General features: G+C 72.0%; 24 protein-coding genes. 11 read left to right on the top strand and 13 right to left on the bottom strand.

All coding sequences use genetic code 11. The annotated features are described in order from the left end of the window. Positions 1-479, bottom strand: a 479-nt coding sequence (locus G3I41_RS34435; RefSeq protein WP_164404446.1) for a CU044_2847 family protein, incomplete at its 3' end; no start/stop codon positions are given. Positions 480-591: 112 nt separating this feature from the next. Here G3I41_RS34435 and G3I41_RS34430 point away from each other — a divergent pair. After that, positions 592-774 carry a DUF6104 family protein gene (locus tag G3I41_RS34430; protein WP_164404445.1) on the top strand — a complete coding sequence of 61 codons (183 nt, stop codon included), beginning with the start codon at positions 592-594 and terminating at the stop codon, positions 772-774. A gap of 3 nt (positions 775-777) precedes the next feature. On the opposite strand, the gene G3I41_RS34425 is transcribed toward G3I41_RS34430, so the two are convergent. Further along, positions 778-1599: a hypothetical protein gene (locus G3I41_RS34425; RefSeq protein WP_164404444.1), complete on the bottom strand. Its 822-nt coding sequence runs from the start codon at positions 1597-1599 to the stop codon at positions 778-780. 163 nt (positions 1600-1762) lie between these two features. Here G3I41_RS34425 and G3I41_RS34420 point away from each other — a divergent pair, with 163 nt between their 5' ends. Together G3I41_RS34420 and G3I41_RS34415 are read left to right on the top strand one after the other, a co-directional pair. Continuing rightward, on the top strand, positions 1763-2620 hold the full coding sequence (locus tag G3I41_RS34420) for a DUF4097 family beta strand repeat-containing protein (RefSeq protein ID WP_164404443.1): 858 nt from the start codon (positions 1763-1765) through the stop codon (positions 2618-2620). A 1-nt stretch (position 2621) separates the two neighbouring features. Beyond that, a complete protein-coding gene (locus G3I41_RS34415) occupies positions 2622-3590 on the top strand; it encodes a PadR family transcriptional regulator (protein ID WP_164404442.1) in 969 nt (322 codons plus the stop codon). 33 nt (positions 3591-3623) lie between these two features. On the opposite strand, the gene G3I41_RS34410 is transcribed toward G3I41_RS34415, so the two are convergent. The 4 genes from G3I41_RS34410 to G3I41_RS34395 all read right to left on the bottom strand — a co-directional run bounded on the left by G3I41_RS34410 (position 3624) and on the right by G3I41_RS34395 (position 6810). After that, a complete protein-coding gene (locus G3I41_RS34410) occupies positions 3624-4196 on the bottom strand; it encodes a Clp protease N-terminal domain-containing protein (protein ID WP_164404441.1) in 573 nt (190 codons plus the stop codon). Beyond that, the gene (locus tag G3I41_RS34405; RefSeq protein ID WP_018102716.1) at positions 4196-4405 is read right to left on the bottom strand and encodes a helix-turn-helix domain-containing protein; all 210 of its coding nucleotides are present in this window, start codon (positions 4403-4405) and stop codon (positions 4196-4198) included. Before G3I41_RS34405 ends, G3I41_RS34410 begins: the two co-directional genes overlap by 1 nt. A gap of 31 nt (positions 4406-4436) precedes the next feature. Further along, complete coding sequence (locus tag G3I41_RS34400) at positions 4437-5408, bottom strand: zinc-binding dehydrogenase (protein WP_164404440.1); 972 nt, start codon at positions 5406-5408, stop codon at positions 4437-4439. A gap of 190 nt (positions 5409-5598) precedes the next feature. Beyond that, positions 5599-6810: an NADP-dependent malic enzyme gene (locus G3I41_RS34395; RefSeq protein WP_164404439.1), complete on the bottom strand. Its 1212-nt coding sequence runs from the start codon at positions 6808-6810 to the stop codon at positions 5599-5601. Between the two features lie 526 nt (positions 6811-7336). On the opposite strand from G3I41_RS34395, the gene G3I41_RS34390 reads away from it, so the two are divergent. The 3 genes from G3I41_RS34390 to G3I41_RS34380 are packed head-to-tail and all read left to right on the top strand — an operon-like array spanning position 7337 to position 10048. After that, a complete protein-coding gene (locus G3I41_RS34390; RefSeq protein ID WP_164404438.1) occupies positions 7337-8305 on the top strand; it encodes an ABC transporter substrate-binding protein in 969 nt (322 codons plus the stop codon). Positions 8306-8333: 28 nt separating this feature from the next. After that, positions 8334-9290: an amino acid ABC transporter permease gene (locus G3I41_RS34385; RefSeq protein ID WP_164404437.1), complete on the top strand. Its 957-nt coding sequence runs from the start codon at positions 8334-8336 to the stop codon at positions 9288-9290. A gap of 5 nt (positions 9291-9295) precedes the next feature. Further along, the gene (locus tag G3I41_RS34380; protein ID WP_164404447.1) at positions 9296-10048 is read left to right on the top strand and encodes an amino acid ABC transporter ATP-binding protein; all 753 of its coding nucleotides are present in this window, start codon (positions 9296-9298) and stop codon (positions 10046-10048) included. Positions 10049-10128: 80 nt separating this feature from the next. Here G3I41_RS34380 and G3I41_RS34375 read toward each other — a convergent pair whose 3' ends face one another. Next, positions 10129-10905 carry a hypothetical protein gene (locus G3I41_RS34375; protein WP_164404436.1) on the bottom strand — a complete coding sequence of 259 codons (777 nt, stop codon included), beginning with the start codon at positions 10903-10905 and terminating at the stop codon, positions 10129-10131. Continuing rightward, a complete protein-coding gene (locus G3I41_RS34370) occupies positions 10902-11390 on the bottom strand; it encodes a SigE family RNA polymerase sigma factor (protein WP_164404435.1) in 489 nt (162 codons plus the stop codon). The genes G3I41_RS34375 and G3I41_RS34370 overlap by 4 nt, the downstream gene beginning before the upstream one ends. Before the next feature lie 204 nt (positions 11391-11594). Between G3I41_RS34370 and G3I41_RS34365 the strand changes: the two genes are divergently transcribed. Beyond that, positions 11595-12224, top strand: coding sequence for a CGNR zinc finger domain-containing protein (locus G3I41_RS34365; RefSeq protein WP_164404434.1), 630 nt, complete (start codon positions 11595-11597; stop codon positions 12222-12224). Here the strand turns inward: G3I41_RS34365 and sodX are convergent. Next, complete coding sequence (gene sodX / locus G3I41_RS34360) at positions 12128-12586, bottom strand: nickel-type superoxide dismutase maturation protease (protein WP_164404433.1); 459 nt, start codon at positions 12584-12586, stop codon at positions 12128-12130. The two genes, G3I41_RS34365 and sodX, sit on opposite strands and share 97 nt — an antisense overlap. 172 nt (positions 12587-12758) lie before the next feature. Here sodX and sodN point away from each other — a divergent pair, with 172 nt between their 5' ends. Together sodN and G3I41_RS34350 are read left to right on the top strand one after the other, a co-directional pair. Further along, the gene (gene sodN / locus G3I41_RS34355) at positions 12759-13154 is read left to right on the top strand and encodes a superoxide dismutase, Ni (protein WP_164404432.1); all 396 of its coding nucleotides are present in this window, start codon (positions 12759-12761) and stop codon (positions 13152-13154) included. A gap of 160 nt (positions 13155-13314) precedes the next feature. After that, on the top strand, positions 13315-13719 hold the full coding sequence (locus tag G3I41_RS34350; RefSeq protein ID WP_164404431.1) for an HIT domain-containing protein: 405 nt from the start codon (positions 13315-13317) through the stop codon (positions 13717-13719). Between the two features lie 58 nt (positions 13720-13777). On the opposite strand, the gene G3I41_RS34345 is transcribed toward G3I41_RS34350, so the two are convergent. After that, positions 13778-16639, bottom strand: coding sequence for a M4 family metallopeptidase (locus G3I41_RS34345; protein ID WP_164404430.1), 2862 nt, complete (start codon positions 16637-16639; stop codon positions 13778-13780). 146 nt (positions 16640-16785) lie between these two features. Between G3I41_RS34345 and G3I41_RS34340 the strand changes: the two genes are divergently transcribed. Continuing rightward, entirely contained in the window at positions 16786-17796 is a 1011-nt protein-coding gene (locus tag G3I41_RS34340) for a LuxR family transcriptional regulator (RefSeq protein WP_164404429.1), read from the top strand. An 11-nt stretch (positions 17797-17807) separates the two neighbouring features. Here the strand turns inward: G3I41_RS34340 and G3I41_RS34335 are convergent, their stop codons facing one another. After that, entirely contained in the window at positions 17808-19256 is a 1449-nt protein-coding gene (locus tag G3I41_RS34335) for an MFS transporter (RefSeq protein ID WP_164404428.1), read from the bottom strand. A 100-nt stretch (positions 19257-19356) separates the two neighbouring features. Between G3I41_RS34335 and G3I41_RS34330 the strand changes: the two genes are divergently transcribed. After that, complete coding sequence (locus tag G3I41_RS34330; RefSeq protein ID WP_164404427.1) at positions 19357-19968, top strand: TetR/AcrR family transcriptional regulator; 612 nt, start codon at positions 19357-19359, stop codon at positions 19966-19968. Between the two features lie 98 nt (positions 19969-20066). On the opposite strand, the gene G3I41_RS34325 is transcribed toward G3I41_RS34330, so the two are convergent. Both G3I41_RS34325 and G3I41_RS34320 read right to left on the bottom strand, forming a co-directional pair. Further along, positions 20067-20690 (bottom strand): amino acid transporter, encoded by a 624-nt coding sequence (locus G3I41_RS34325; RefSeq protein ID WP_164404426.1) that lies wholly within the window; start codon positions 20688-20690, stop codon positions 20067-20069. Positions 20691-20696: 6 nt separating this feature from the next. After that, positions 20697-21506, bottom strand: an 810-nt coding sequence (locus G3I41_RS34320; RefSeq protein ID WP_164404425.1) for an NAD(P)H-binding protein, incomplete at its 5' end; no start/stop codon positions are given.

The raw sequence follows: 21506 nt of genomic DNA, 5'->3' as shown, positions 1-21506 counted from the left end.
GGGGGTGCGCCGGCGCCCGGTGGCGCGGCGGGCGGTGGTGCGGGGGGCGCGAAGGGCACGGGGTCCGGCGGTGCCGTCTGCGCGGGTACGGGAGCGGGCGGGGGCGCGTCGACGGGCGGCCCGCCGCCGTTCCAGGTGAGCGTGACCGTGATGGCACCCTTGGCCTCGCCGTCCGCGAGCAGCCCGACGATCTTGCCGGACTTGGCGGTCAGCTCGATGCCGAACTCGACGCTCACCTCGTCGGGCCGCACCGCGCGCAACGGCACGGCGAGCGAGCGCGCGACCCCGGTCACCACGGAGTGCAGACTCTCGACCCGGGCCTGCACCTGGTCCGCGAGGTCCCCGAACCCGGTGTCCGTGTAGGTCGGACCGCCGCCGGGCGCCGGCCCGGTCAGCTCCTCGGCCCCGGAGATCCTGGCCCAGATCGGCGTGCCGTCCGGCAGCTCAATGCGCGTAATACGGGACCCGCTGTCACCCATGACACCCCCCGTTCGCCAACTACCCGCAGATTAACGGGCGTAGTCGGCGGATGCGGGGTGGATCGGCCAGGACGCGGCCCGAGCCGCGCGGAGGCGCCTCTAGACTTGAGCCATGTACTTCACCGACCGCGGTATCGAGGAGCTGGAGAAGCGGCGAGGCGAGGAAGAGGTCACCTTCGAGTGGCTCGCCGAGCAGCTTCGCACGTTCGTCGATCTGCATCCCGATTTCGAGGTGCCGGTCGAGCGCCTCGCGACCTGGCTGGCCCGTCTGGACGACGAGGACGAGGACGAGTAGAGGTCATTCCGCGCCGGGGCGTCCTTCGCGTACGCGGTCGTACGCGAGTCCCAGCGCCCCGTGCGCCATCAGGAGCGCCCCGGCGAAGGCCCAGCCGCCGCTGCGCCGGGCCGCTCCCCACAGGGCGAGCGGCAGTCCGGCCGCGAGCTGGGCGCCCGCCAGCGCCCGCGCCCGCGGGCCCCGCACCCACGGTCCGAGCCTGCTGCTCTCCACCGCGCCCAGGTCGACCCTGACCGCGTCCCGCCACCCGGTCCACTCGATGCGCTCGGCGTCCTCCCAGTCCTCCCCCGCGACGGACCCGGCCGGGAGCGCGAGGCCGGTGCGGGTGAGCACGGCGAGCAGCCCGCGCAGCCGGGCCCGGGCGTCGGCGTCCGGGTCGGGGCGGGTGAGCGCTTCGAGCGACTGCACGTCCAGTACGGGGTCGAGCCCCAGCCGCTCGGCGAACGTACGCATCGCCTCGTCCTCACCGGCCGGGGTGCCGTCCGCGAGCCAGACGTAGCCCACCGGGCGGCGGAACCCCGAGGCGAGCGTGTATCCGGCCCGGTCGCCGTCCCACCACAGCGCGAGCACCGGCCAGGTGGAGCCGACGGCGAGCGCGGTGGCCCAGCCGCCCAGCACCCGGTCGACGGGTTCGGCCCGCTCGCCCTCCCCCGCCCTGGCCCGGCGGCCGCCCTGCCAGGGCTCCCCCTCCGGCAGGAGAACGCTCCAGCCCGGCCCGGCCGGCGCCAACAGCAGCGGTTCGCGCAGCAGCTGCGCGACCGGGCGCACGGCGTCCGGCACGGTCCGGCACAGCAGCAGGGCACCTACGGGTGAGGTCGCGTCCATGCCTCACACCGTAGGACACCTTGCCCCTGTTTGTGGGCTTTTGCGCACCCCGCCCACCCCCGCGCTTCGACTCCCTCTCCTTGACTTACCAGCGCCGCGATATATCGTGTTCTTCAAGAGACGCGATATGTTGCGTCGCCGGTGTCATCGGGAGGTCAGATCCATGCCTGTCTCGACGTGGGCCGTCGCCGAGCCTCAAAAACTGGCCTTCGAGGAACCCGTGACCGCGCTGAAGGTGCGCGTCGTCAACGGCACGGTCAACGTGGTCGGCACCGACGAGCCGACCGCGCGCCTGGAGGTCTCCGCCATCGAGGGTCCGCCGCTGGTCGTGACGCAGGAGGACGGCGTCCTGACCGTGGCGTACGAGGACCTCGCCTGGCAGAACCTGCTGAAGTGGCTCGACCGCAAGGAGTGGCGCCGCACCGCCGTCGTCTCGCTCGCGGTCCCGGCCGGCTCCTCGGTGGAGGTCGGCGTGGTCGGCGCCGGAGCCTTCGTCTCCGGCGTCCGGGGCCGTACGGAGGTGCGTGGCGTCACCGGCGACACCACGCTCGTCAAGCTCTCCGGGCCGGTCGGCGCGGAGACCGTGTCGGGCAGTGTCGAGGCCCAGTCCGTCACCGGTGACCTGCGCTTCAAGTCGGTCTCCGGCGAGCTGACCGTGGTCGAGGGGGCGGGCGCGTCCGTGAAGGCGGAGTCCGTCAGCGGCGGCATGGTGCTCGACCTGGACCCGACCGGGAAGCCCACGGACATCCGGCTGACCACGGTCTCCGGCGAGATCGCCATCAGGCTGCCGCACCCGGCCGACGCGCGGGTGGAGGCGAACACCGCGAGCGGTTCGGTCTCCAACGGCTTCGAGGACCTGCGGGTCAGCGGCCAGTGGGGTGCGAAGAAGATCACCGGCACGCTGGGCTCCGGCACCGGCACCCTGAAGGCGACGACCGTGTCGGGGTCGATCGCCCTCCTGCGCCGCCCGCCGGCCGAGGAGGAACCGTACGAGTCCGCGCCGGCCGGAAAGGTGCTCTGACATGCCCCCCGTTTTCGCCCACGGCCGTCTGCGGCTGTACCTCCTCAAGCTGCTGGACGAGGCCCCCAGGCACGGCTACGAGGTGATCCGCCTGCTGGAGGAGCGCTTCCAGGGCCTGTACGCCCCCTCGGCCGGCACGGTCTACCCCCGGCTGGCCAAGCTGGAGGCCGAGGGCCTGGTCACGCACGCCACCGAGGGCGGCCGCAAGGTCTACTCGATCACCGACGCCGGCCGCGCCGAACTGGCCGACCGCACCGGCGAGCTCGCCGATCTGGAGCTGGAGATCCGCGAGTCCGTCGCCGAGCTGGCCGCCGAGATGCGCGACGACGTGCGGGGGGCGGCGGGCAAGCTGCGCAGCGAGATGCGGGCGGCGGCCGACGAGTCGCGCCACACGCCGGGCGCTGATCCGGGCGGCAGGGAGCCCTTCGGCGGATTCGGCGACTTCGCCGACCACGACACCTGGCGCACCGCCAAGGACGAGCTGCGCAAGGCCAAGCAGGAGTGGAAGGAGCAGGCCCGCCGCGCGAAGGACGAGTCCCGGCGGGCCCGCCAGGACGCCCAGCAGGCCCGCCGCCAGGCGAAGGAGGCCCAGGACCGGGCGCGCGAACAGATGCAGAACGCCGCCCGCCAGGTCCAGGAGCACTTCGCCCGGGGCGACTGGCCGGCCGGGGTGCGCGAGGGTTTGGCCGAGATCACCGGCCAGCTCGGCGGCTTCGCCCGGACGGGGGGGTGGGGGCCCTCCGGCAAGCCGGACGCCGCCGGCACCGACCCCGAGTGGGGTCGGGACGCGGTCGGCACGGGTGACCCGGCCCGCGATCTGGACCGGCTGCTCGACCGCTTCCGCGACGAGATCCGCGACGCGGCGCGGGACCACGGGGTGACGGAGGCCCAGCTCTCGGAGGCTCGCGTTCACTTGGCGAAGGCGGCGGCGCACGTGGGTGCGGTGCTGCGGGGGAACGGGGCGAAGTAGCCACGGGGGGCCGGGCGACCGGCCCCCCGTGCGTCAGCCCGCCTTGCGGTCCTGGCCCGCGCCGCCCTCCCCGTACAGCGCGCGCTCCACGGCGCCGTACGTCGCCCCGTGCTCGGCGAGCACGTCGGCGACCGGGCCGGGCATGGCGGTCAGGGCCAGCAGGAGGTGTTCCCCGCCGATGAACCGGTCGCCGCGCCCGAGCGCGACGCGCAGCGACTTCTCCAGGACCTTCTTCGCCTCCCGGGAGAAGGACGGTCGGCCCGCCCGTCGCCGGCGGCCGCCGTCGCCCCGCAGGGCGCCCTCGCCGTGCGCCTCCTCGATGCGCGAGACGACGGCGGTGAGGTCGATGCCGATGTCCGCGAGGGCGTCCGCGTCGGCCCGGCTCATTCCGCCGCGCCTGCGGGCCTCCGCGAGCGCGGCGTCCACGGACTCCCTGCGGTCCGCGAGGCCCAGCGCGGTGATCGCGAAGGAGGCCCGGCCGCCGTCCTGGTCGAGGAGGGCGAGCAGCAGCTGTTCCCCGGTGACCCGGCCGGCCCCGGTGCGCTCGGCGTGTTCCACGGCGCCGGTCACCGTGGCGCGGGCGTCCTTGGTGAATCGCTCGAACATCAATGCCTCCCGTACTTCTTGTGCACGGCCTGCCTGCTGACGCCCAGTTCGGCCGCGATCTCCTGCCACGACCAGCCCTTGGCCCGGGCGCTTCTCACTTGTACGGCTTCCAGCTGCTCCAGCAGCCGCCGCAGCGCGGCGACCGACCGCAGCCCCACCCGGGGGTCGCGGTCGCCCGCCCGCTCGGCGAGATCCGTTGCTTCGGTCATGATGTCAACGTACGTTGACACCCCGCCCTTGTCAACCGTTGTTGACAGTGAGCACGATCTTCCCGAACTGGTCGCCGACCGCCAGGCGTTCGAAGCCCTCCCGGGCGCGGTCCAGGGGCAGCACCTCGTCGATCACGGGGCGCACGCCGGTGGTGGCGCAGAAGGCGAGCAGGTCCTCCAGCTCCTCCCTGGAGCCCATGGTGGAGCCGACGACCTTCAGCTCCAGGAAGAAGATCCGGGTCAGCTCGGCGTGCGAGGGGCGGTCGCCGCTGGTGGCGCCGGAGATGACCAGGGTGCCGCCGGGGCGCAGCGACTTGACGGAGTGGGACCAGGTGGCCGCGCCGACCGTCTCGATGACGGCGTCCACCCGGTGCGGCAGCCGCGCGCCCGCCTCGAACGCCTCGACGGCGCCCAGTTCGACGGCCCGCCTGCGCCGGGCCTCGTCGCGGCTCGTCGCGTAGACCCGCAGCCCGGCGGCCCGGCCGAGCACGATCGCGGCGGTCGCGACCCCGCCGCCGGCGCCCTGCACGAGCACGGAGTCCCCGGGCCGCACCCCGGCGTTGGTGAACAGCATCCGGTACGCGGTCAGCCAGGCGGTCGGCAGGCAGGCGGCCTGCTCGAAGCTCAGCTCCCTGGGCTTCGGCAGCACGTTGTACGTGGGAACGGTGACCCGCTCCGCGAAGGTGCCCTGGTAGCGCTCGGTGAGGATGGACCGGGGCTCGTCGGGCCCGACCCCGTGCCCGGTCTGGCCGATGACGGAGTGCAGGACGACCTCGTTGCCGTCCTGGTCGATCCCGGCGGCGTCGCACCCGAGGATCATCGGCAGCTTGTCCTCCGCGAGGCCGACGCCGCGCAGGGACCAGAGGTCGTGGTGGTTGAGGGAAGCGGCCCGGACGTCGACGGTGGTCCACCCGGGCCGGTCCCGCGGAGCTGGGCGGTCGCCCAGCTCCAGACCGTCGAGGGGGTGGGCGGGGTCCAGACTGGCTGCGTAGGCGGCGAACATGCCGCCGACGATAGGGGGCGGCGTACTGACGCGTAACCGGCTGCGAGTGTGACACGCACCGCTGGTTCCGGGGCCCCGCCCCGGCCCCGCGCCTCGAACGCCGGCGAGGCTGGACGCGGCCGCGCGGCCGGACCAAGCCCCTCCGGCGATCGAGGAGCGGGGGTACGGGGGCAGCGGCCCCCGCAACGCCTCAGCGCCGGGCGACGCCCTCCGCGCGGGCCGCCGCCGCCACCGCGGCCGTCACCGCCGGAGCGACCCGCTCGTCGAACGGCGACGGGATCACGTAGTCCGCCGCCAGCTCGTCGCCGACCACGTCGGCCAGCGCGTTGGCCGCCGCGATCTTCATGCCCTCCGTGATCCGGGACGCCCGCACCTGGAGCGCCCCGGCGAAGATCCCCGGGAACGCCAGCACGTTGTTGATCTGGTTCGGGTAGTCCGACCGGCCCGTCGCCACGACGGACGCGTACTTGTGGGCGATGTCCGGGTGGACCTCCGGGTTCGGGTTGGCCATCGCGAAGACGAAGGACCCCGGTGCCATCGAGGCGACCGCCGCCTCCGGCACCGTACCGCCGGAGACGCCGATGAAGACGTCCGCGCCGGCCAGCGCCACCTCCAGGGGGCCCGAGATGCCCGCCCGGTTGGTGAGCTCCGCCAGCTCCCGCTTGACGTCGGTCAGGTCCTCGCGGTCCCGGCTGACGATGCCCTTGCGGTCCGCGACGGCCACGTCGCCGAGGCCCGCCTCCAGCAGGAACTTGGCGATGGCCACGCCCGCCGCGCCCGCGCCCGAGATGACGGCGCGCAGGTCGCCGAGGCTGCGCCCGGACAGCTTCGCGGCGTTGCGCAGGGCAGCCAGCGTGACGACGGCCGTGCCGTGCTGGTCGTCGTGGAAGACCGGGATGTCCAGCCGCTCCTGGAGCTTGCGCTCGATCTCGAAGCAGCGCGGCGCCGAGATGTCCTCCAGGTTCACCCCGCCGAAGGAGGGGGCGAGCCGGACGACGGTCTCCACGATCTCGTCCGCGTCGGTGGTCGCGAGCGCGATCGGCACCGCGTCCACACCGCCGAACTGCTTGAAGAGGATGGCCTTGCCCTCCATCACGGGGAGGGACGCCTCGGGACCGATGTCGCCGAGGCCGAGCACCGCCGTGCCGTCCGTGACGACGGCGACGACCTGCGACTTCCAGGTGTAGTCGTGGACGAGTTCCGGCTGCTCCGCGATCGCGCTGCACACCTTCGCCACGCCCGGCGTGTAGGCGAGGGACAGGTCGTCCCTGTCCCGGATCGGAACGGTGGCCTGCACGGCCATCTTCCCGCCCCGGTGGAGCGCGAAGGCCGGATCGAACGGGTCGTCGGTCGAGTTGTCGGTATTGCTGTCGCTGCGAGGATTGACGATCTCCGCTGCCATGGTGTTGACCCCTTAAGTCTTCATCGTTTGAGGGTGGCCACTCCTGGTTGAGGAGGGGTGGGCGGGCACCGCGTACGTGCCCTGCGCCTGGCGGTTGGCCCGCCCCGGCAGGGAGAGGTACGTACGCGCGGGCGCGCCGCACACGCGCCCTGAGCCCCGGATGAGGGGTGTAAAGGTCTTTCTTACCGGACGGACCTGGTCATGGACGAGTCCATATGCGCTCCGTGACATGACTCATAGTGGGCTGCCATTTCAACAGGTCAGCCTCGTGCCGGACCTGAGTCCGGCACGCGAGACGCGCCGCAGATCCTCCGGCCGTGAGAGGGAAACCCCATAAAAGGTCCGGCCCTGGTGTGCCGGCCTCAAGAGGTTCGGGGATCGCCCGTTACCCGATTTTGACATGCCGAGCCCCCTGTTCGGGCTAATCCGCATGGCAACATGCCGTAATCACACAAGGCGGCGACACCCGACGCTGTGTGCCAATACCGCCTGGCGAACCGTCCCCACCTGCCGGAGGAACCCGAACATGACCGCACGCTCCACCCGCCGTACGGCCGCGAAGACCCGCATCGCCGCGGTCGGCGCCCTCGCGGTCGCGGGCACCATGCTGCTGACCGCCTGTGGCGACCAGACGAAGAACAACGACTCCGGGTCGAGCGAGGCGAGCACCGGCGCGTCCGCGGGTACCGCCTCCCCCGCCGACCTGCTGCCCGCCGACATCAAGTCCAAGGGCGTCATCCGCGTCGGCTCCGACATCGCCTACCCGCCGGTCGAGTTCAAGGACAAGTCCGGCAAGACCGCGGGTATCGACCCCGACCTCGGCGCCGCGCTCGGCAAGGTGCTGGGCGTCGAGTTCAAGTTCGAGAACGGCACCTTCGACACCCTGGTCACCGGCCTGCGCGCCAAGCGCTACGACATCGCGATGTCGGCGATGACGGACAGCAAGGAGCGCCAGGAGGGCATCGACCCGGAGACGAAGAAGAAGGTCGGCGAGGGCGTCGACTTCGTCGACTACTTCACCGCCGGTGTCTCGATCTACACCAAGAAGGGCGACGACCAGGGGATCAAGACCTGGGCCGACCTCTGCGGCAAGAAGATCGCGGTCCAGCGCAACACCGTCTCGCACGATCTGGCCAAGGACGAGTCCAAGAAGTGCGCCGGCGGCAAGAAGATCGCCATCGAGGCGTACGACACCGACCTGGAGGCCCAGACCCGCATCCGTTCGGGCGGCGCCGACGCCGGCTCGTCCGACTTCCCGGTCGCCGCGTACGCGGTGAAGACCTCGGGCGGCGGCAAGGACTTCCAGATCGTCGGCGACCAGGTCGAGGCGGCCCCGTACGGCATCGCGATCGCCAAGGGCAACGACAAGCTCACCCAGGCCATCAAGGCGGCCATGGACGAGATCATCAAGAGCGGCGAGTACGACAAGATCATCGCCAAGTGGGGTGTCGAGGCCGGTGCGGTCACCGAGGCCAAGGTGAACGGCGGGTCCTGACCCGATCCGGCACTGAAAGGCATCAGCCGTGACTGACATCAAGAAGACGGGACCGGCCGACGAGCCGCCCGCATCCTCCGCCACGGCGGCGGCGCCCGTACCGGAGGCCATCCGGGCCATTCCGGTCCGGCACTACGGCCGGTACGTCTCGGCGCTGGTCGCCATCGCCGCCCTCGTCGCGATCGTCTACGCCTTCAGCCAGGGCAGGATCAACTGGGGCGCGATCCCGGACTACTTCTTCGACGACCGCATCATCGACGGCGTGGGCCAGACCCTGCTGCTCACCGCCCTGTCGATGCTGATCGGCGTGGTCGGCGGCGTCCTGCTCGCCGTCATGCGCCTGTCGAAGAACCCGGTGACCTCGTCCATCGCGTGGTTCTACATCTGGTTCTTCCGGGGCACCCCCGTCCTGGTGCAGCTGTTCGTGTGGTTCAACCTGGGGCTGGTCTTCGAGTACATCAACCTCGGCCCGATCTACAAGGACTACTGGTCCAGCTTCATGACGCCGCTGCTCACGGCGCTGCTCGGGCTCGGCCTCAACGAAGCCGCGTACATGGCGGAGATCTGCCGGGCCGGTCTGCTCTCGGTGGACGAGGGCCAGACCGAGGCGTCGCACGCGCTGGGCATGAGCCACGCCAAGACCCTCAGGCGCGTCGTGATCCCGCAGGCCATGCGGGTGATCGTGCCGCCCACGGGCAACGAGGTCATCAACATGCTGAAGACGACCTCGCTGGTGGCGGCCGTGCAGTTCTACGAACTCTTCAAGAACGCGCAGGACATCGGACAGGCGTCCGGGGCGCCGGTGGAGATGTACTTCCTCGCCGCCGCCTGGTACCTGATCATGACCTCGGTGCTGAGCGTCGGGCAGTACTACCTGGAGCGGTACTACGCGCGTGGGTCGAGCCGCAGCCTGCCGCAGACCCCGTTCCAGAAACTGAGAGCCACCGTGCTCTCGGTGGGCCGCCCGAAGGGAGGCATCGCATGACCGCGATGGTGAAGGCCGAGGGCGTGCACAAGTCCTTCGGCGCCGCGCACATCCTCAAGGGCATCGACCTGGAGGTCGCCCCGCGGGAGGTCTTCTGCCTGATCGGCCCGTCCGGTTCCGGCAAGTCGACGTTCCTGCGGTGCATCAACCACCTGGAGCAGATCAGCGCCGGACGGCTGTACGTCGACGGCGAGCTGGTGGGCTACCGCCAGAAGGGCGACAAGCTCTACGAGCTCAAGGACAGCGAAGTCGCCCTGAAGCGCCGGGACATCGGCATGGTCTTCCAGCGCTTCAACCTGTTCCCGCACATGACGGCGCTGGAGAACGTCATGGAGGCGCCCGTCCAGGTGCGCCGCGAGGCCAAGGCGGTCGCCCGGGCCCGTGCCGAGCGGCTGCTCGACCGGGTGGGCCTCCGCGACAAGGCCGGGAACTACCCCTCGCAGCTCTCCGGCGGGCAGCAGCAGCGGGTGGCCATCGCCCGGGCGCTGGCCATGGAGCCGAAGCTGATGCTCTTCGACGAGCCCACGTCGGCGCTCGACCCGGAGCTGGTCGGTGACGTGCTCGACGTGATGCGGGGCCTCGCCGAGGACGGCATGACGATGATCGTCGTCACGCACGAGATGGGCTTCGCCCGCGAGGTCGGCGACGCGCTGGTCTTCATGGACGACGGCGTGGTGGTCGAGTCGGGCCACCCGCGCGACGTCCTGGGCAATCCGCACCACGACCGGACCAAGTCGTTCCTGTCCAAGGTGCTCTAGGCGGTACGGGCAAGGGCGGTACGGACCACGGGTCCGTACCGCCCTTCCGCCTTCCCGGTGCTCTTCCCCCGTGCCCCGGGTCACTTCGCCGGCAGCAGCTCCGGACGCAGCATCAGCTCGCGCAGCTGCGCGCGGGTGAGCGGCGGGGTCTTCAGCATCGGGCCCTGGACGACATCGGCCTCGAAGCCGGTGCTGTCGCGGACGCCCAGCAGCGAGCCGTCCGCCAGGGTGAGCCGGGCAACCAGCTCCGGACCCCACTGGGGGGTGCCGTCGCCGTAGTCCATGTCGTCGCTCCAGATGGTGAGCACCCGCCCGCCGGGCAGCTCCTCGCGGACGCAGTCGGTACGGGGCGGCTCCCCGTTCTCCATCTTGCACAGGTCCTTGACCGGAGGGCTGCCGCCCAGCTTCCGTGCCACCGCCTTCGCGTCCATGACGTCGATGGTCAGATACCCGACGCCGCCGTCCTGGCGGATCTCGTACTGCCCGTCGAGCGGCCCGGTCCTGGGGGGCTCGGGCGGCGGCGGCGAGACGTGCTTGATGATGTCCGCAAACGACACCTCTTCGATGGTGCCGGTCAGACCCGGCAACAGCTTGAGCAGCCGCACGTCCCGCGGCGACTCACCGGACTCCTGCGCCAGGGACCCCACGGACGAGGTCTGCGGGGAGGCCGGCCCCGAGGTGAGCTGGGGCACGGTGAACGCCCCCGCCGCCACCGCGCACACCGCCGCCACCGACACCGCGGTCCGACGCCGCCACCGGACCCGGGCCGCCTTCGCGTACACGGCCTCCGTGCTGATGACCGGCTGCCCGGCGTCCTCGGCGGCCCGCCCCAGCAGCTCACGCACGTCGTCGCTCATACCCCTACCTCCGCCATCTCGGCGCGCAGCGCCGCCAACCCCCGAGCCGTGTGGCTCTTGACCGTGTTCTCCCGCATCCCGAGCACCGCGGCCGTGGCCTCGACGCTCAGGTCCTCCCAGTAGCGCAGCACCAGGACCGCCCGCTGCCTGGGCGTGAGCCGGGCGAGCGCCGCCCGTACCGCCAGGCCGGTGTCCGTGTCGGGTGCCTCGGCGGCCCGCTCGGGCAGTTCCCCGTACGCCTGCTCGCGGCGCCAGAAGCGGCGGCGGCCCGCGATGAAGGTGTTGACGAGGGTCTTGCGCGCGTACGCCTCGATGTTGTCGAGCCGCCCGTGCCGCCGCCCGCCCAGCACCACCTTGACCAGGGTCGTCTGGACCAGGTCCTCGGCCTCGTGCCGGTCACCGCAGAGCAGGAACGCGCTGCGGAACAGGGCGGTACGCCGGCCCTCGACGAAGGCGTGCAGCGCGGCGTGATCATCGCTCCGCATCCGGTTGTCCCTCCCCCGGTCCGCAGGCGCGGACCGTCTCACCCTTCCAGTGCGGTGGGCGGCACGGCGGGTTGCAGCCGGCGCGGGGGAATTCGAAGGACGGCCTCCCCGGCACCCCGGCCCTCCCCCGTAATACCCTGTACGCTGAGCGACCCATTACGCATGCTTCGCACCGCCCCTGGACCGACGCCGTAAGGACACCTCGTGGAACTGGCCTATTACGCGGACTACGCCGTGCGCCTGGTCAACACCGAGCAACCGGCGCGGAACAAGGATGCCCTCACCTCCGTCGAGGCGGTCCGGGACCTGTTCGGCCCCAGCGGCCAGGCGGCCCGGCGGGCGACCGACGCGGACGTGACCCGGTTCCGTTCCGTACGGGCCCGGCTGCGCGCGGTGTTCGAGGCGGCCGACGCCGGGGACGAGCGGCTCGCGGTGGACCGGCTGAACTCGCTGCTGATGGAGTTCCCGGTCAGCCCGCAGATCTCCGGGCACGAGGAGCGCGACGCGGACGGCCGGCCGGACTGGCACATGCACCTGGCGGACCACCCGTCCAACGCCACCGCGGGCTACGCGGCGATCGCCTCCATGGGCCTGGCCTTCCACCTCACCTCGTACGGCGTGGACCGGCTCGGCCTGTGCGAGGCCGCACCGTGCCGCAACGCGTACCTCGACACCTCCACCAACCGCTCCCGGCGCTACTGCTCGGACCGCTGCGCGACCCGCGCCAACGTGGCCGCCTACCGGGCCCGCAAACGCCTGGAGACCGAGCGCGCCGCCGAGACCGGCCGCAGCGCGGAGACCGCCCAGGCCACCACCCCGCGCACCGAGCGCTGATCCTTCGTCAGCGGCCGGTACCGCGCCCGGACCCGGGCCAGGACCAGTTCCTCGGGCACCGTCCCGTAGTCCGTGCTGTCCCCGCCCGCGTAACTGTTGTCCCCCAGCACCCACCAGCCCCCGGCCCGCCGCTCCACGGCCCGCTTCACCACCAGCAGGTCCTGCTGGAACGGGTGGCGCAGGATCACCACGTCACCGGGGCGCACCTCCGCCCCGTACTGCACGAGCAGCCAGTCCCCGTGATGGAGCGTGGGCACCATCGAGGGCCCCGTCACCTCCACCACCTGGAACGGCACCCGCCCCGCCAGCCCCCGTGCGGGCTGCTCGTCGGCCAGCTCCGGCACCTCCGGCACCTCCCTCATCTCCTCCCCGGTCCGTCCGGTACACCGTCCCTCACAGGATTTCGTACATTCGGCCACTGGTCCCACACTCATCCCGGACTTTTGGCCTAAGCCCCTGGGGGCACTCGCAAAAACACGCTTCTCACGGAGTAATGTCCCACCTGAGAAGACGATCACGAGGAAGGACAGCTCAATGCTTTCCCGCCTGTTTGCCCCCAAGGTGAAGGTCAGCGCCCACTGCGACCTGCCCTGCGGCGTGTACGACCCGGCCCAGGCCCGCATCGAGGCGGAGTCCGTCAAGGCCGTCCAGGAGAAGTACCAGGCCAACGAGGACGCGGACTTCCGCACGCGCGCGGTCCTGATCAAGGAGCAGCGCGCCGAGCTCGCGAAGCACCACGTCTCGGTCCTGTGGAGCGACTACTTCAAGCCCCCGCACTTCGAGAAGTACCCGCAGCTCCACCAGCTGGTCAACGACACCCTGAAGGCCCTCTCGGCCGCCAAGGGCTCGAACGACCCGGCCACCGGCCAGAAGGCGCTGGACCTGATCGGGGAGATCGACAAGATCTTCTGGGAGACCAAGAAGGCTTGACCCCCGGTCGCAGCCGTCCGCACCCGGTCCGCAGCCGCCCGTACACGGCGGTCGTCGCGGGCCGGGTGCGGTCTTTTTCTGGCCGCCACGGGGGCTGGTCCTCCCGGGCCGGCAGGCCCGGAGCGGCCCGTCGGTGGTGGGTGTGGCAGGGTGCCGTCGCATGGACTGCGTCTTCTGCCGGCTCATCCGTGAGGACTCCGCGCGCTGGGTGGCGCGTGGAGACGCGGCGTGTGCGTTCCTGCCGTTGGAGCCGTTGGCTCCCGGGCATACGCTGGTCGTTCCGACCGGGCACTACGCGGACGTCTTCGGGACGCCGGAAGACGTCCTCGCCGCCACGACCGCGTTGGCGCGGCGGGTGGCCGGGGCCATGCGGGAGACCCTGGGGGCCTCCGGGGTGAACCTGCTGAGCGCCAGTGGGCCGGGGTCGGAGCAGTCCGTGCCGCACCTGCACTTCCATGTCGTCCCGCGCTGGGTGGACGACGGCATCACCACCTGGCCGGCCGGGCGGTCCGGACACCGGGTGGACGGGGATCCCGGCGCGAGGCTCGCGCGGCATCTGGCGTGAACACACCGGCGGCCGGACCCGCGAGGGAGCCCGGCCGCACAGGCGTTACGGGGTCACATCAGCACGTGCCCGCCGGGCGGTCGCGCTTGACCAGGTTGGTGAAGCCGGTCGTGCCGTCCAGCCACAGGACGCGGCTGCCCTCGTCGGCCGCGCCGAAGACCTGGTCGCCGCGGTTGCAGGAGACGCGCTGGGGCGCGGTCTTGCCGTCGGGGTCGACCTGGTAGAGCTTCGGCAGGGTCGCGTTGTCGTAGGAAGTGGCAAGCGGCAGAGAGGTGATGGAAACCGCGTCGTCCGAGGCGGTCACCGAGTAGGCGGGGAGGGCACCGGCGCCGGACTCGGGGGTGACGGTGACCGGGTTCGTACCGTCGAAGTTCGCGCGGCGTACCGCGGCCTCACCGGCGTCGGTCACGTCGTTGTCCTCGATCCAGAAGACGCCCTCGCCGGTGACGGCGGTCTGGCCGACGCCGTACACCTTGGCCGCGTCGATCGGCATCAGCGTGGTCTTGCCGGTGGCGGTGTCCAGGACCTCGATGCCGAGCTTGTAGCCGTCGGGCTCGGGGTACAGCTTGGCGTAGGCGATCTTGCCGTCGTGGACCGAGGCGAGCGCCGTGGAGCCGACCGGGTTGGTGTACAGCTCCTTGGTCTGCGAGGTGCGGATGTCGATGTAGCGGCCCTGCGTCATCCCCGTGCTGGGGTTGACGTAGGTGTAGACGAGGTAGTTCCCGTCGATGGCCACCGAGCTGACATTGGCGCCGACGCCGCCGACGACCTTGTCCATGCCGCCCTTGACCGGGCGGACGTGGAGACTGACGGACGTCGGGCCGAACTCCGCCCAGGCTACGTTCTTGCCGTCGGTGTCGGCGTACACGTTGTAGTTGCCGTTGTTCCCGCTGACCAGCTGCGGCTGGCCCTTCCCACTGGTGTTGCCGACCCAGACGGAGTAAGGCTCGCTGCCGTCCTCGTTGGAGCGCGAGATGGCGTACGTGCCGGCGGCCGCGCCGAGGCCGGTGCCCGCGATGTTGACCTTGGAGAGGATGGTGTCGGTGTCGACGCCGAGCGCCTTCTCCCAGCCGGGCACGATGCCGTGGGCGTCGAAGGACCGCTTCACGATCTTGAGCTGCGCCTTGGTGACACCGAGCTCCTGCGCGGCGGCGATGACCGCGGCGCGGCCCTCGGTGAAGCCGTCCAGGGGGGTCATGTACGCGGTGAGGGCGCGGTAGACGATCTGGTCGGCGAGGTCGCCGCCGAGGTCCTGGCGCATGTCCCACAGGGCGCCGGAGAAGATCGTGGAGTTGAGGTGCACACCGCCGTTGTCACCGCGGTAGCTGACGCCGAGGAAGTTCTTCGACGTGGTGGCACCGTCGTTGAGGTCGCGCAGAGCGCACGCGCGCGGGCCGACCGTGGTGCACAGGTCCTCGCCGAGCAGGCCCGAGTCCGGGTCGTCCATCGACTGGCCGTTGGCCTCCAGGTCGATGGCGTTGCCGAAGTAGTCCGAGATGGCTTCGTTCATCGCGCCGGACTGGCCCGCGTAGACGAGGTTCGCGGAGTGCTGGGTGACGGCGTGCGTCATCTCGTGGCCGACGACGTCGGTGTCCGCGGAGAAGGTGCGGTAGTCGCCGCCGCCCTTGCCGTACACCATCTTGGTGCCGTCCCAGAAGGCGTTGTCGAACGACCCTCCGTTGGCGGTGACGCCGACGATCGAGTACATGTACCCGTCGTTGTCGTCGAGGCCCTTACGGCCGAAGTGGTCCTTGTAGTACCCGTACACCTTGTTCGCGGCCCAGTGGGCGTCCACCACACCGGAGTTGGTGTACTCGGCCCCGAGATCGGGGGTGGCCGACCTGACGATCTTGGCGGCGGACGGCCAGACGCCGGAGGCGCTGGAGACGTCGGCGCCGTTGGCGTCCCAGGTCTGGAGCAGCGGGCCCTGGTAGGGGTCGTCGGCGTCGCGGAACCCGTAGTCGTACATCTGGTAGCTGCCGTCGGCGGCCTTGTACAGGTTGAGGTCGGCCTTCTGGCCGTTGTAGCGGACGCCGGAGCCCTTCACGACGAACGACGGGGCGGCCATCGGAGCGGGGGCGGCCGGAGCCGAACCGGTCTTGCTCACGGCGCCGGCGGCCGCACCGGTCGCGCCGAAGGACTGGATGCCGCTGTACTGCATGACCGGGAAGCCGGAGTGCGCGTCGATGTACACCTCCTGCTTGACGGCCGTGCCGTCCGCGGGGTTGGTGCCCGTGACCGTGATGTGCCGCGTCAGCACGCCCGTGCCCTGCGGCAGGATCGTGAGGTCCCCGGCCTCGCCGGTGAGGGCGGCCGCCGCCTTCTCGCCCTTGCCCGGGACGTGCATCAGGCCGCCGCCGAGCTGCGAGGAGACCGCGCCGACCGCGCGCTCGATCGCGGTCTTCTCGGAGACCTCCGGGGCGACCGTGTCCAGCTTCAGCTGGGTGAAGTAGTTGCCCGAGGTGCCGGTGACGGCTCGCTTGCCGTCCTTCTTCGTCATGCGGACGAGGTACTGGCCGCCGAGGACCTCGACGCCCTTGTACTTCTGCTGGAGGCGGACCGTCTCCTTGCCGCCCTTCCCGGTGGTGGTCCCGACGGCCGTCAGGTCCTTCGCCGAGGTGTCCGCGATGTGGTACCGGCCCTTCTTGGCCTTGAGGTGGCCCCGGGCGGCGTCGGCCGCGCTGCCGGTGGCGGCGACCTCCTCGTGCAGACCGGTCACGAGCGAGGGGGCGTCGGTCTCGCTGCCGGGCGTGGTCTCGGAGGCGACGGGGGCGGCCGCCGAGGTGTCGGCGTGTGCTGCCGGCATGGCGGTGGCCATCAGGCCCGCCGTGGCCAGCAGCGCGGCTATGCCCTGTCCGACGACGACGCCGGTGCGGCGCCCCTGTGGTCCCACTGCTCGTCTGCGTGCTGAAGTCCGCACGGTGCTCCTCCGGTTGCTCAAAGGCGTGAACGGTTATCGGATGCCGTCATGGAAGACCCGGAGCGGGATGGGAACAATGCGTTCCACCGGCACACTTCTGTACGTGCACACTTGTGTGGCCTACACGCAGCAGCGAAGATCGCCTGGTGAAATGGGCTGATCTGGACGAACAGTGGCAGGCCCTCGGGCTCGGCGCGGACGAACTCCGGGTGTACGAGGCGCTGTTGAACGCCACCGGCGACAGCACCCGGACAGCTCTCGCCCGGAGCGCCGGCCTCTCGCCCCGGCAGCTCCGCAACGCGCTGGACCGCCTGGGTGAGCGCGGCTTCACCCGGCCCGCCCGGGGCTCCGGGCTGCCGGTCCCGGACGCGCCGGCCACCGCGCTGCGCAACCTCATCCATCTGCACCAGGCGGAACTGCTGCGGCGCGAGGCGGAGTTGGAGGAGCTGACCGGCTCGGTGGACCGGATCGCCGCGCAGCTCATGTCCGCCTCGCACACGCCGCGCACCCTCGGGATCGAGACGCTGCGGGGGCGCAAGGCGATCGCCGAGCGGGTCACCTCGCTCGTGGTGTCCGCGACCGAGGAGGTGGCCCTCCTGGACCGTCCCCCATACGCCGCGAGCGAGCCGGACGGCATGCCCGAGCCCATCGACATGGCCGAACCGGTCCGGCGCGGGGTGCGGGTGCGGGCCGTGGTCGACCGGGAGGGGCTGAGCTTCCAGGGGCGGGCGCGCGGGCTGAACGTGCTCGCCGCGGAGGGGGTGCGGATCCGGCTCGGCATGAACCTGCCGACGAAGCTGATCACCGTCGACCGCCGGATGACGCTGCTGCCGCCGACCGACGCGGCCGACCCCACCGCCACCGCCCTGGTGGTCAGCGACGCGCTGCTGAGCAACGCGCTGGTGCCGCTGTTCGAGGCGGTGTGGGAGCGGTCCGTACCGATCGGCTCGGTCGACAACAGCCAGGTCACGGACGAGGACCGGGAGCTGCTGACGATGCTCTCCTCCGGCCTGAAGGACGAGGCGATAGCCCGCCGCCTGGAGGTGCACGTCCACACGGTCCGCCGACGCATCAGCCGCCTGATGCGGGAACTGAAGGCGGAGACCCGCTTCCAGGCCGGCGTACAGGCGGCGGTGCGTGGCTGGCTGACGCATTAGGGCCGGTCGGCTCAGCCCTCCCGGCGCGTCCGCAGGAACGTACCGGCGAGCACCGCTCCGGCCAGCACCAGCGCCGAGTTGACCAGGACGGCGACCGAGACCCCGGAGAGCACGCCGTCCGGGCCGGTGTCGCCGAGCGCGGTCATCCGGGCGGTGGCGATCGCGCTCATGACCGGGATGCCGAGGGTGATGCCGACCTGCTGGGTCATCGTGGCGAGCCCGGTCGCGAGGCCCTGCTCCTCGTCGGGCAGGCCCGAGGTCGCGGTGACCATGAAGCCGACGATCATCAGCATGTTGCCGACGCCCCCGACGAACGTGGCGGCCAGCAGGAGCCAGATCCAGCCGCCCGAGGTGCCGAGCGCCACCAGCGACAGCGTGGCGAGGGCCTGGACGGCTCCCCCGGCGACGATGGTCCTCCGGTTGCCGAAGCGGCCCACCGCCCGGCCTCCGAGGGTGCCGCCGATCACGGTGCCGATGCCCAGGACGCCGAAGGCGAGACCGGTCGCGAGGGGGGCGTAGCCCAGGACCTCCTGGAGGTAGAGCGTCAGCAGGAAGACCAGGGACGTCTCGGTGACGAAGGCGATGAGCCCGGTGGCGTTGCCCCAGATGACGCTGCGGCGCTTGAGGATGCGCACGGGGACGAGCGGCGCGGCCGCCCGCTTCTCCACGAACCAGAAGGCGACGAGCAGCGCGAGACCGGCGAGGAGTGCCACGAGGGTGGCGGGGGCGGTCCAGCCGGTCGCTCCGGCCTGGGTCAGCCCGTAGACGAGGAGCAGGAGTCCGCCGGTGACGGCCGCGGCACCGGGAACGTCGAGCCGGGGCCGCTCGGCGGGGCGCGAGTCGGCGATGACGGCCGGGGCCAGGGCGACGACGAGGGCGGCGACGGGGACGTTGACCAGGAAGGCCCATCGCCAGGAGAGCAGGTCCGTGAGGAACCCGCCGAGGATCGCGCCCGCGGTGAACCCGGCGGACATCAGGGCCCCGTTGAGGCCCAGGGCGCGTTCGCGCAGCGGGCCCTCCTTGAACGCGGTGGTCAGCAGGGCGAGCCCGGCGGGCGTGACGGCTGCGGTGGCGAGGCCCTGGAGGACGCGGGCGGTGAGCAGGACCTCCGGCGAGGTGGCCAGGCCGCCCAGCAGCGAGGACAGGCCCAGGACCGCCATGCCCGCGAGGAACAGGCGCTTGCGGCCGACGAGGTCGGCGACGCGGCCGAACAGCAGCGTGAATCCGGCGGCGGCGAGGGCGAACGCGGTGGCGATCCACTGGAGGTCCCGGAGCGCGAAGCCGAGACCTTCCCCGACGACGGGCAGCGCGACGTTCAGGATCGAGAAGTCCACGGCGATCATGAACTGGGCGCCGAGGAGCAGGGTGAGGACGAGCTTCTGACGCCCGGTCATGCGGTCGGGCGGATGTACGGGGGCGACGGGTGCGGGGCGTGACGGGGTGCGGCTGGGCGCGGACATGGTCGTCCCTCCTCGGACGGAAGCTAAACGGTTCCGTGGTTCCGTTAAGATGGAGTGACCGTAGCAGAGGAATGCTCGTTAATGGAACTGGAGACCCGTTATGGCATCCGAGGGTGTGGAACCCGGCACCGTGCGGCCCGGCGGGCGGACCGCCCGTGTGCGGGAAGCCGTCCTGCGCGCGGCGGGCGACGCGCTGGCCGAGCACGGCTTCGACCGCCTTGACCTCGCCGATGTGGCCCGCCGCGCGGAGGTCGGCAAGACGACCGTCTACCGGCGCTGGTCCTCGCCCACCGGTCTCATCGCGGACCTGCTGGACGACATGGCCGAGCAGTCGTCGCCGCGCGCGCGGACCGGTTCGCTGGCGGACGACCTGAGGGCGAACGCCCGGCTGGTGCTGAAGACGCTCACCGATCCGCGCCAGGGGGCGCTGTTCCGGTCGGTGATCGCGGCGGCGACCTGCGATCCGCGTACGGCCCAGGCGCTGCACCGCTTCTACGCGATCCGGGTCGAGGAGTGGGCGGGCTGCGTCACCGAGGCCGTCGAACGGGGCGAACTGCCCTCCGGCACGGACGCGGACGAGGTCGTACGCGCCGTCTCGGCGCCGCTCTACTACCGCCTGCTGGCCAGCGGCGGCCCGCTGGACGAGGCCGCCGCCGACCGGGCCGCCGACGCCGCGGTCCTGGCGGCGAAGGCGGGGGCGTACGTGAGGTGAGGTCAGGGGGTACGTGAGATGAGGTCAGGGGCGTACGTGAGGTGAGGGCGGGGGCTTCACGCGGGAGCCGGGCTCGGCCCCCGGCCCGCCTCCCCGGCCTACCCCGCGAGTGCCGCCCGCAGCCGGACCGCCCACGCGTGGTCCGCGCCCTGGGCCAGCGTGATCGTCTCGGCCAGCCAGGCGCGCGCGTGGTCGTCCAGGACGGGCAGCGCCACCTCGAAGTCCCGCTCGTCCTTGGGTCTCCGGGACGTGGACTTGTAGAGGAGCTGGACCTCGGGCGCCACGTACGGGACGCCGTCCGGGGAGACCCGGCCCAGCCGCCCCAGCGGGAGGCGGACCCGGGCGTCCCGGCGGAACACCCAGTCGTCGCCGTCCGTGCCGTCCAGCATGAACTGCAACCGCCACGGCTCGTCCGGGCCCGGCCGGCACCAGATGTCGTGGACCCCGGCGGGCAAGACCTCGCCGGGACGCCAGGGCCGCAGCGTGCCGGGCGGATCGGCGGCCCACCACTCCCAGCCGGACAGGACCCGCTGCACCTCCGCCTGGTCGCGGCGCAGCAGGAGCACGTCGACGTCACCGTGCTCCCGGTACGCGCGGCCCACCGCGAGCTCGACCGCGTAACCTCCGGCGATCCACCACGGGGAGCGCAGCGGGGCGAGCAGGCGGACGGCCTCGGCGAGCGGCGGCGGGTCCCAGACACCCCACGGGGTCTCCGTACGCACGGCGGATCAGCCTTCTCGCAGGAGGTGGCGGTAACTGGCGGGGTGTGCGCGCAGATAGCCGGCCAGGTCCATGGCGGGGCGGCCGGTCAGCGTCGGAACGGCGTCCGAGACGGTGGCCATCTCGCCGGCCGCGATGGCCTCGTACGAGGTGACCCAGCCGGCCACCTCCCAGTCCGCGGCCCCGTATCCCGCCCGGGAGGCGTACGCCTCCTCGCGGGTCTCCGGGACATAGGTGACCGTCCGCCCGGTGACCCTGGTCAGCTCCTCGGCCGCCTCGGCGAGCGTGAACGCCTCGGGCCCGGTCAGGTCGTAGGTGCGGCCGTCGTGCGAGGGGCCGGTCGCGTCGGTGTCCGCGAGGAGCACGGCGGTCGCCGCGTCGGCGATGTCCTCGTGGGCGACGGCGGCGACCCGGCCGTCCCCGGCGGGGCCGCGCAGCACGCCGTCGGCACCGGTCATGGCGGGGAGCCCGGCGAGGTACCAGCTGTCGCGCAGGAAGGTGTACCGGACGTCGGCGGTCCGGATGTGCTCCTCGGTGTTCCAGTGGTCCCGGGCGAAGGTGAAGGTGGCGTCGGGGGCGGCACCCAGGAAGGAGACGTACACGATGCGTTCGACGCCGGCCGCGACCGCCGCGTCCACCGCGGTCGTGTGCTCGCGGACCCGGTCGGGGCTCTCGTGCGCCGAGACGAGGAACAGGGTGTGCGCTCCGGCCAGGGCGCGCCGCATGGCCTCGCCGTCGCCGTAGGGCGCGGGCGGCGCGAGGTCGGCGCCGGGGAGGGCGGGCAGCCGGGACGGATCGCGGCCGAGCAGCCGGACGGG

This window comes from Streptomyces sp. SID9727, assembly GCF_010550605.1.
Lineage (GTDB): Bacteria > Actinomycetota > Actinomycetes > Streptomycetales > Streptomycetaceae > Streptomyces.
Note: the sequence above shows the minus strand (reverse complement) of the source record. Positions and strands in the feature narration are given on the sequence as shown.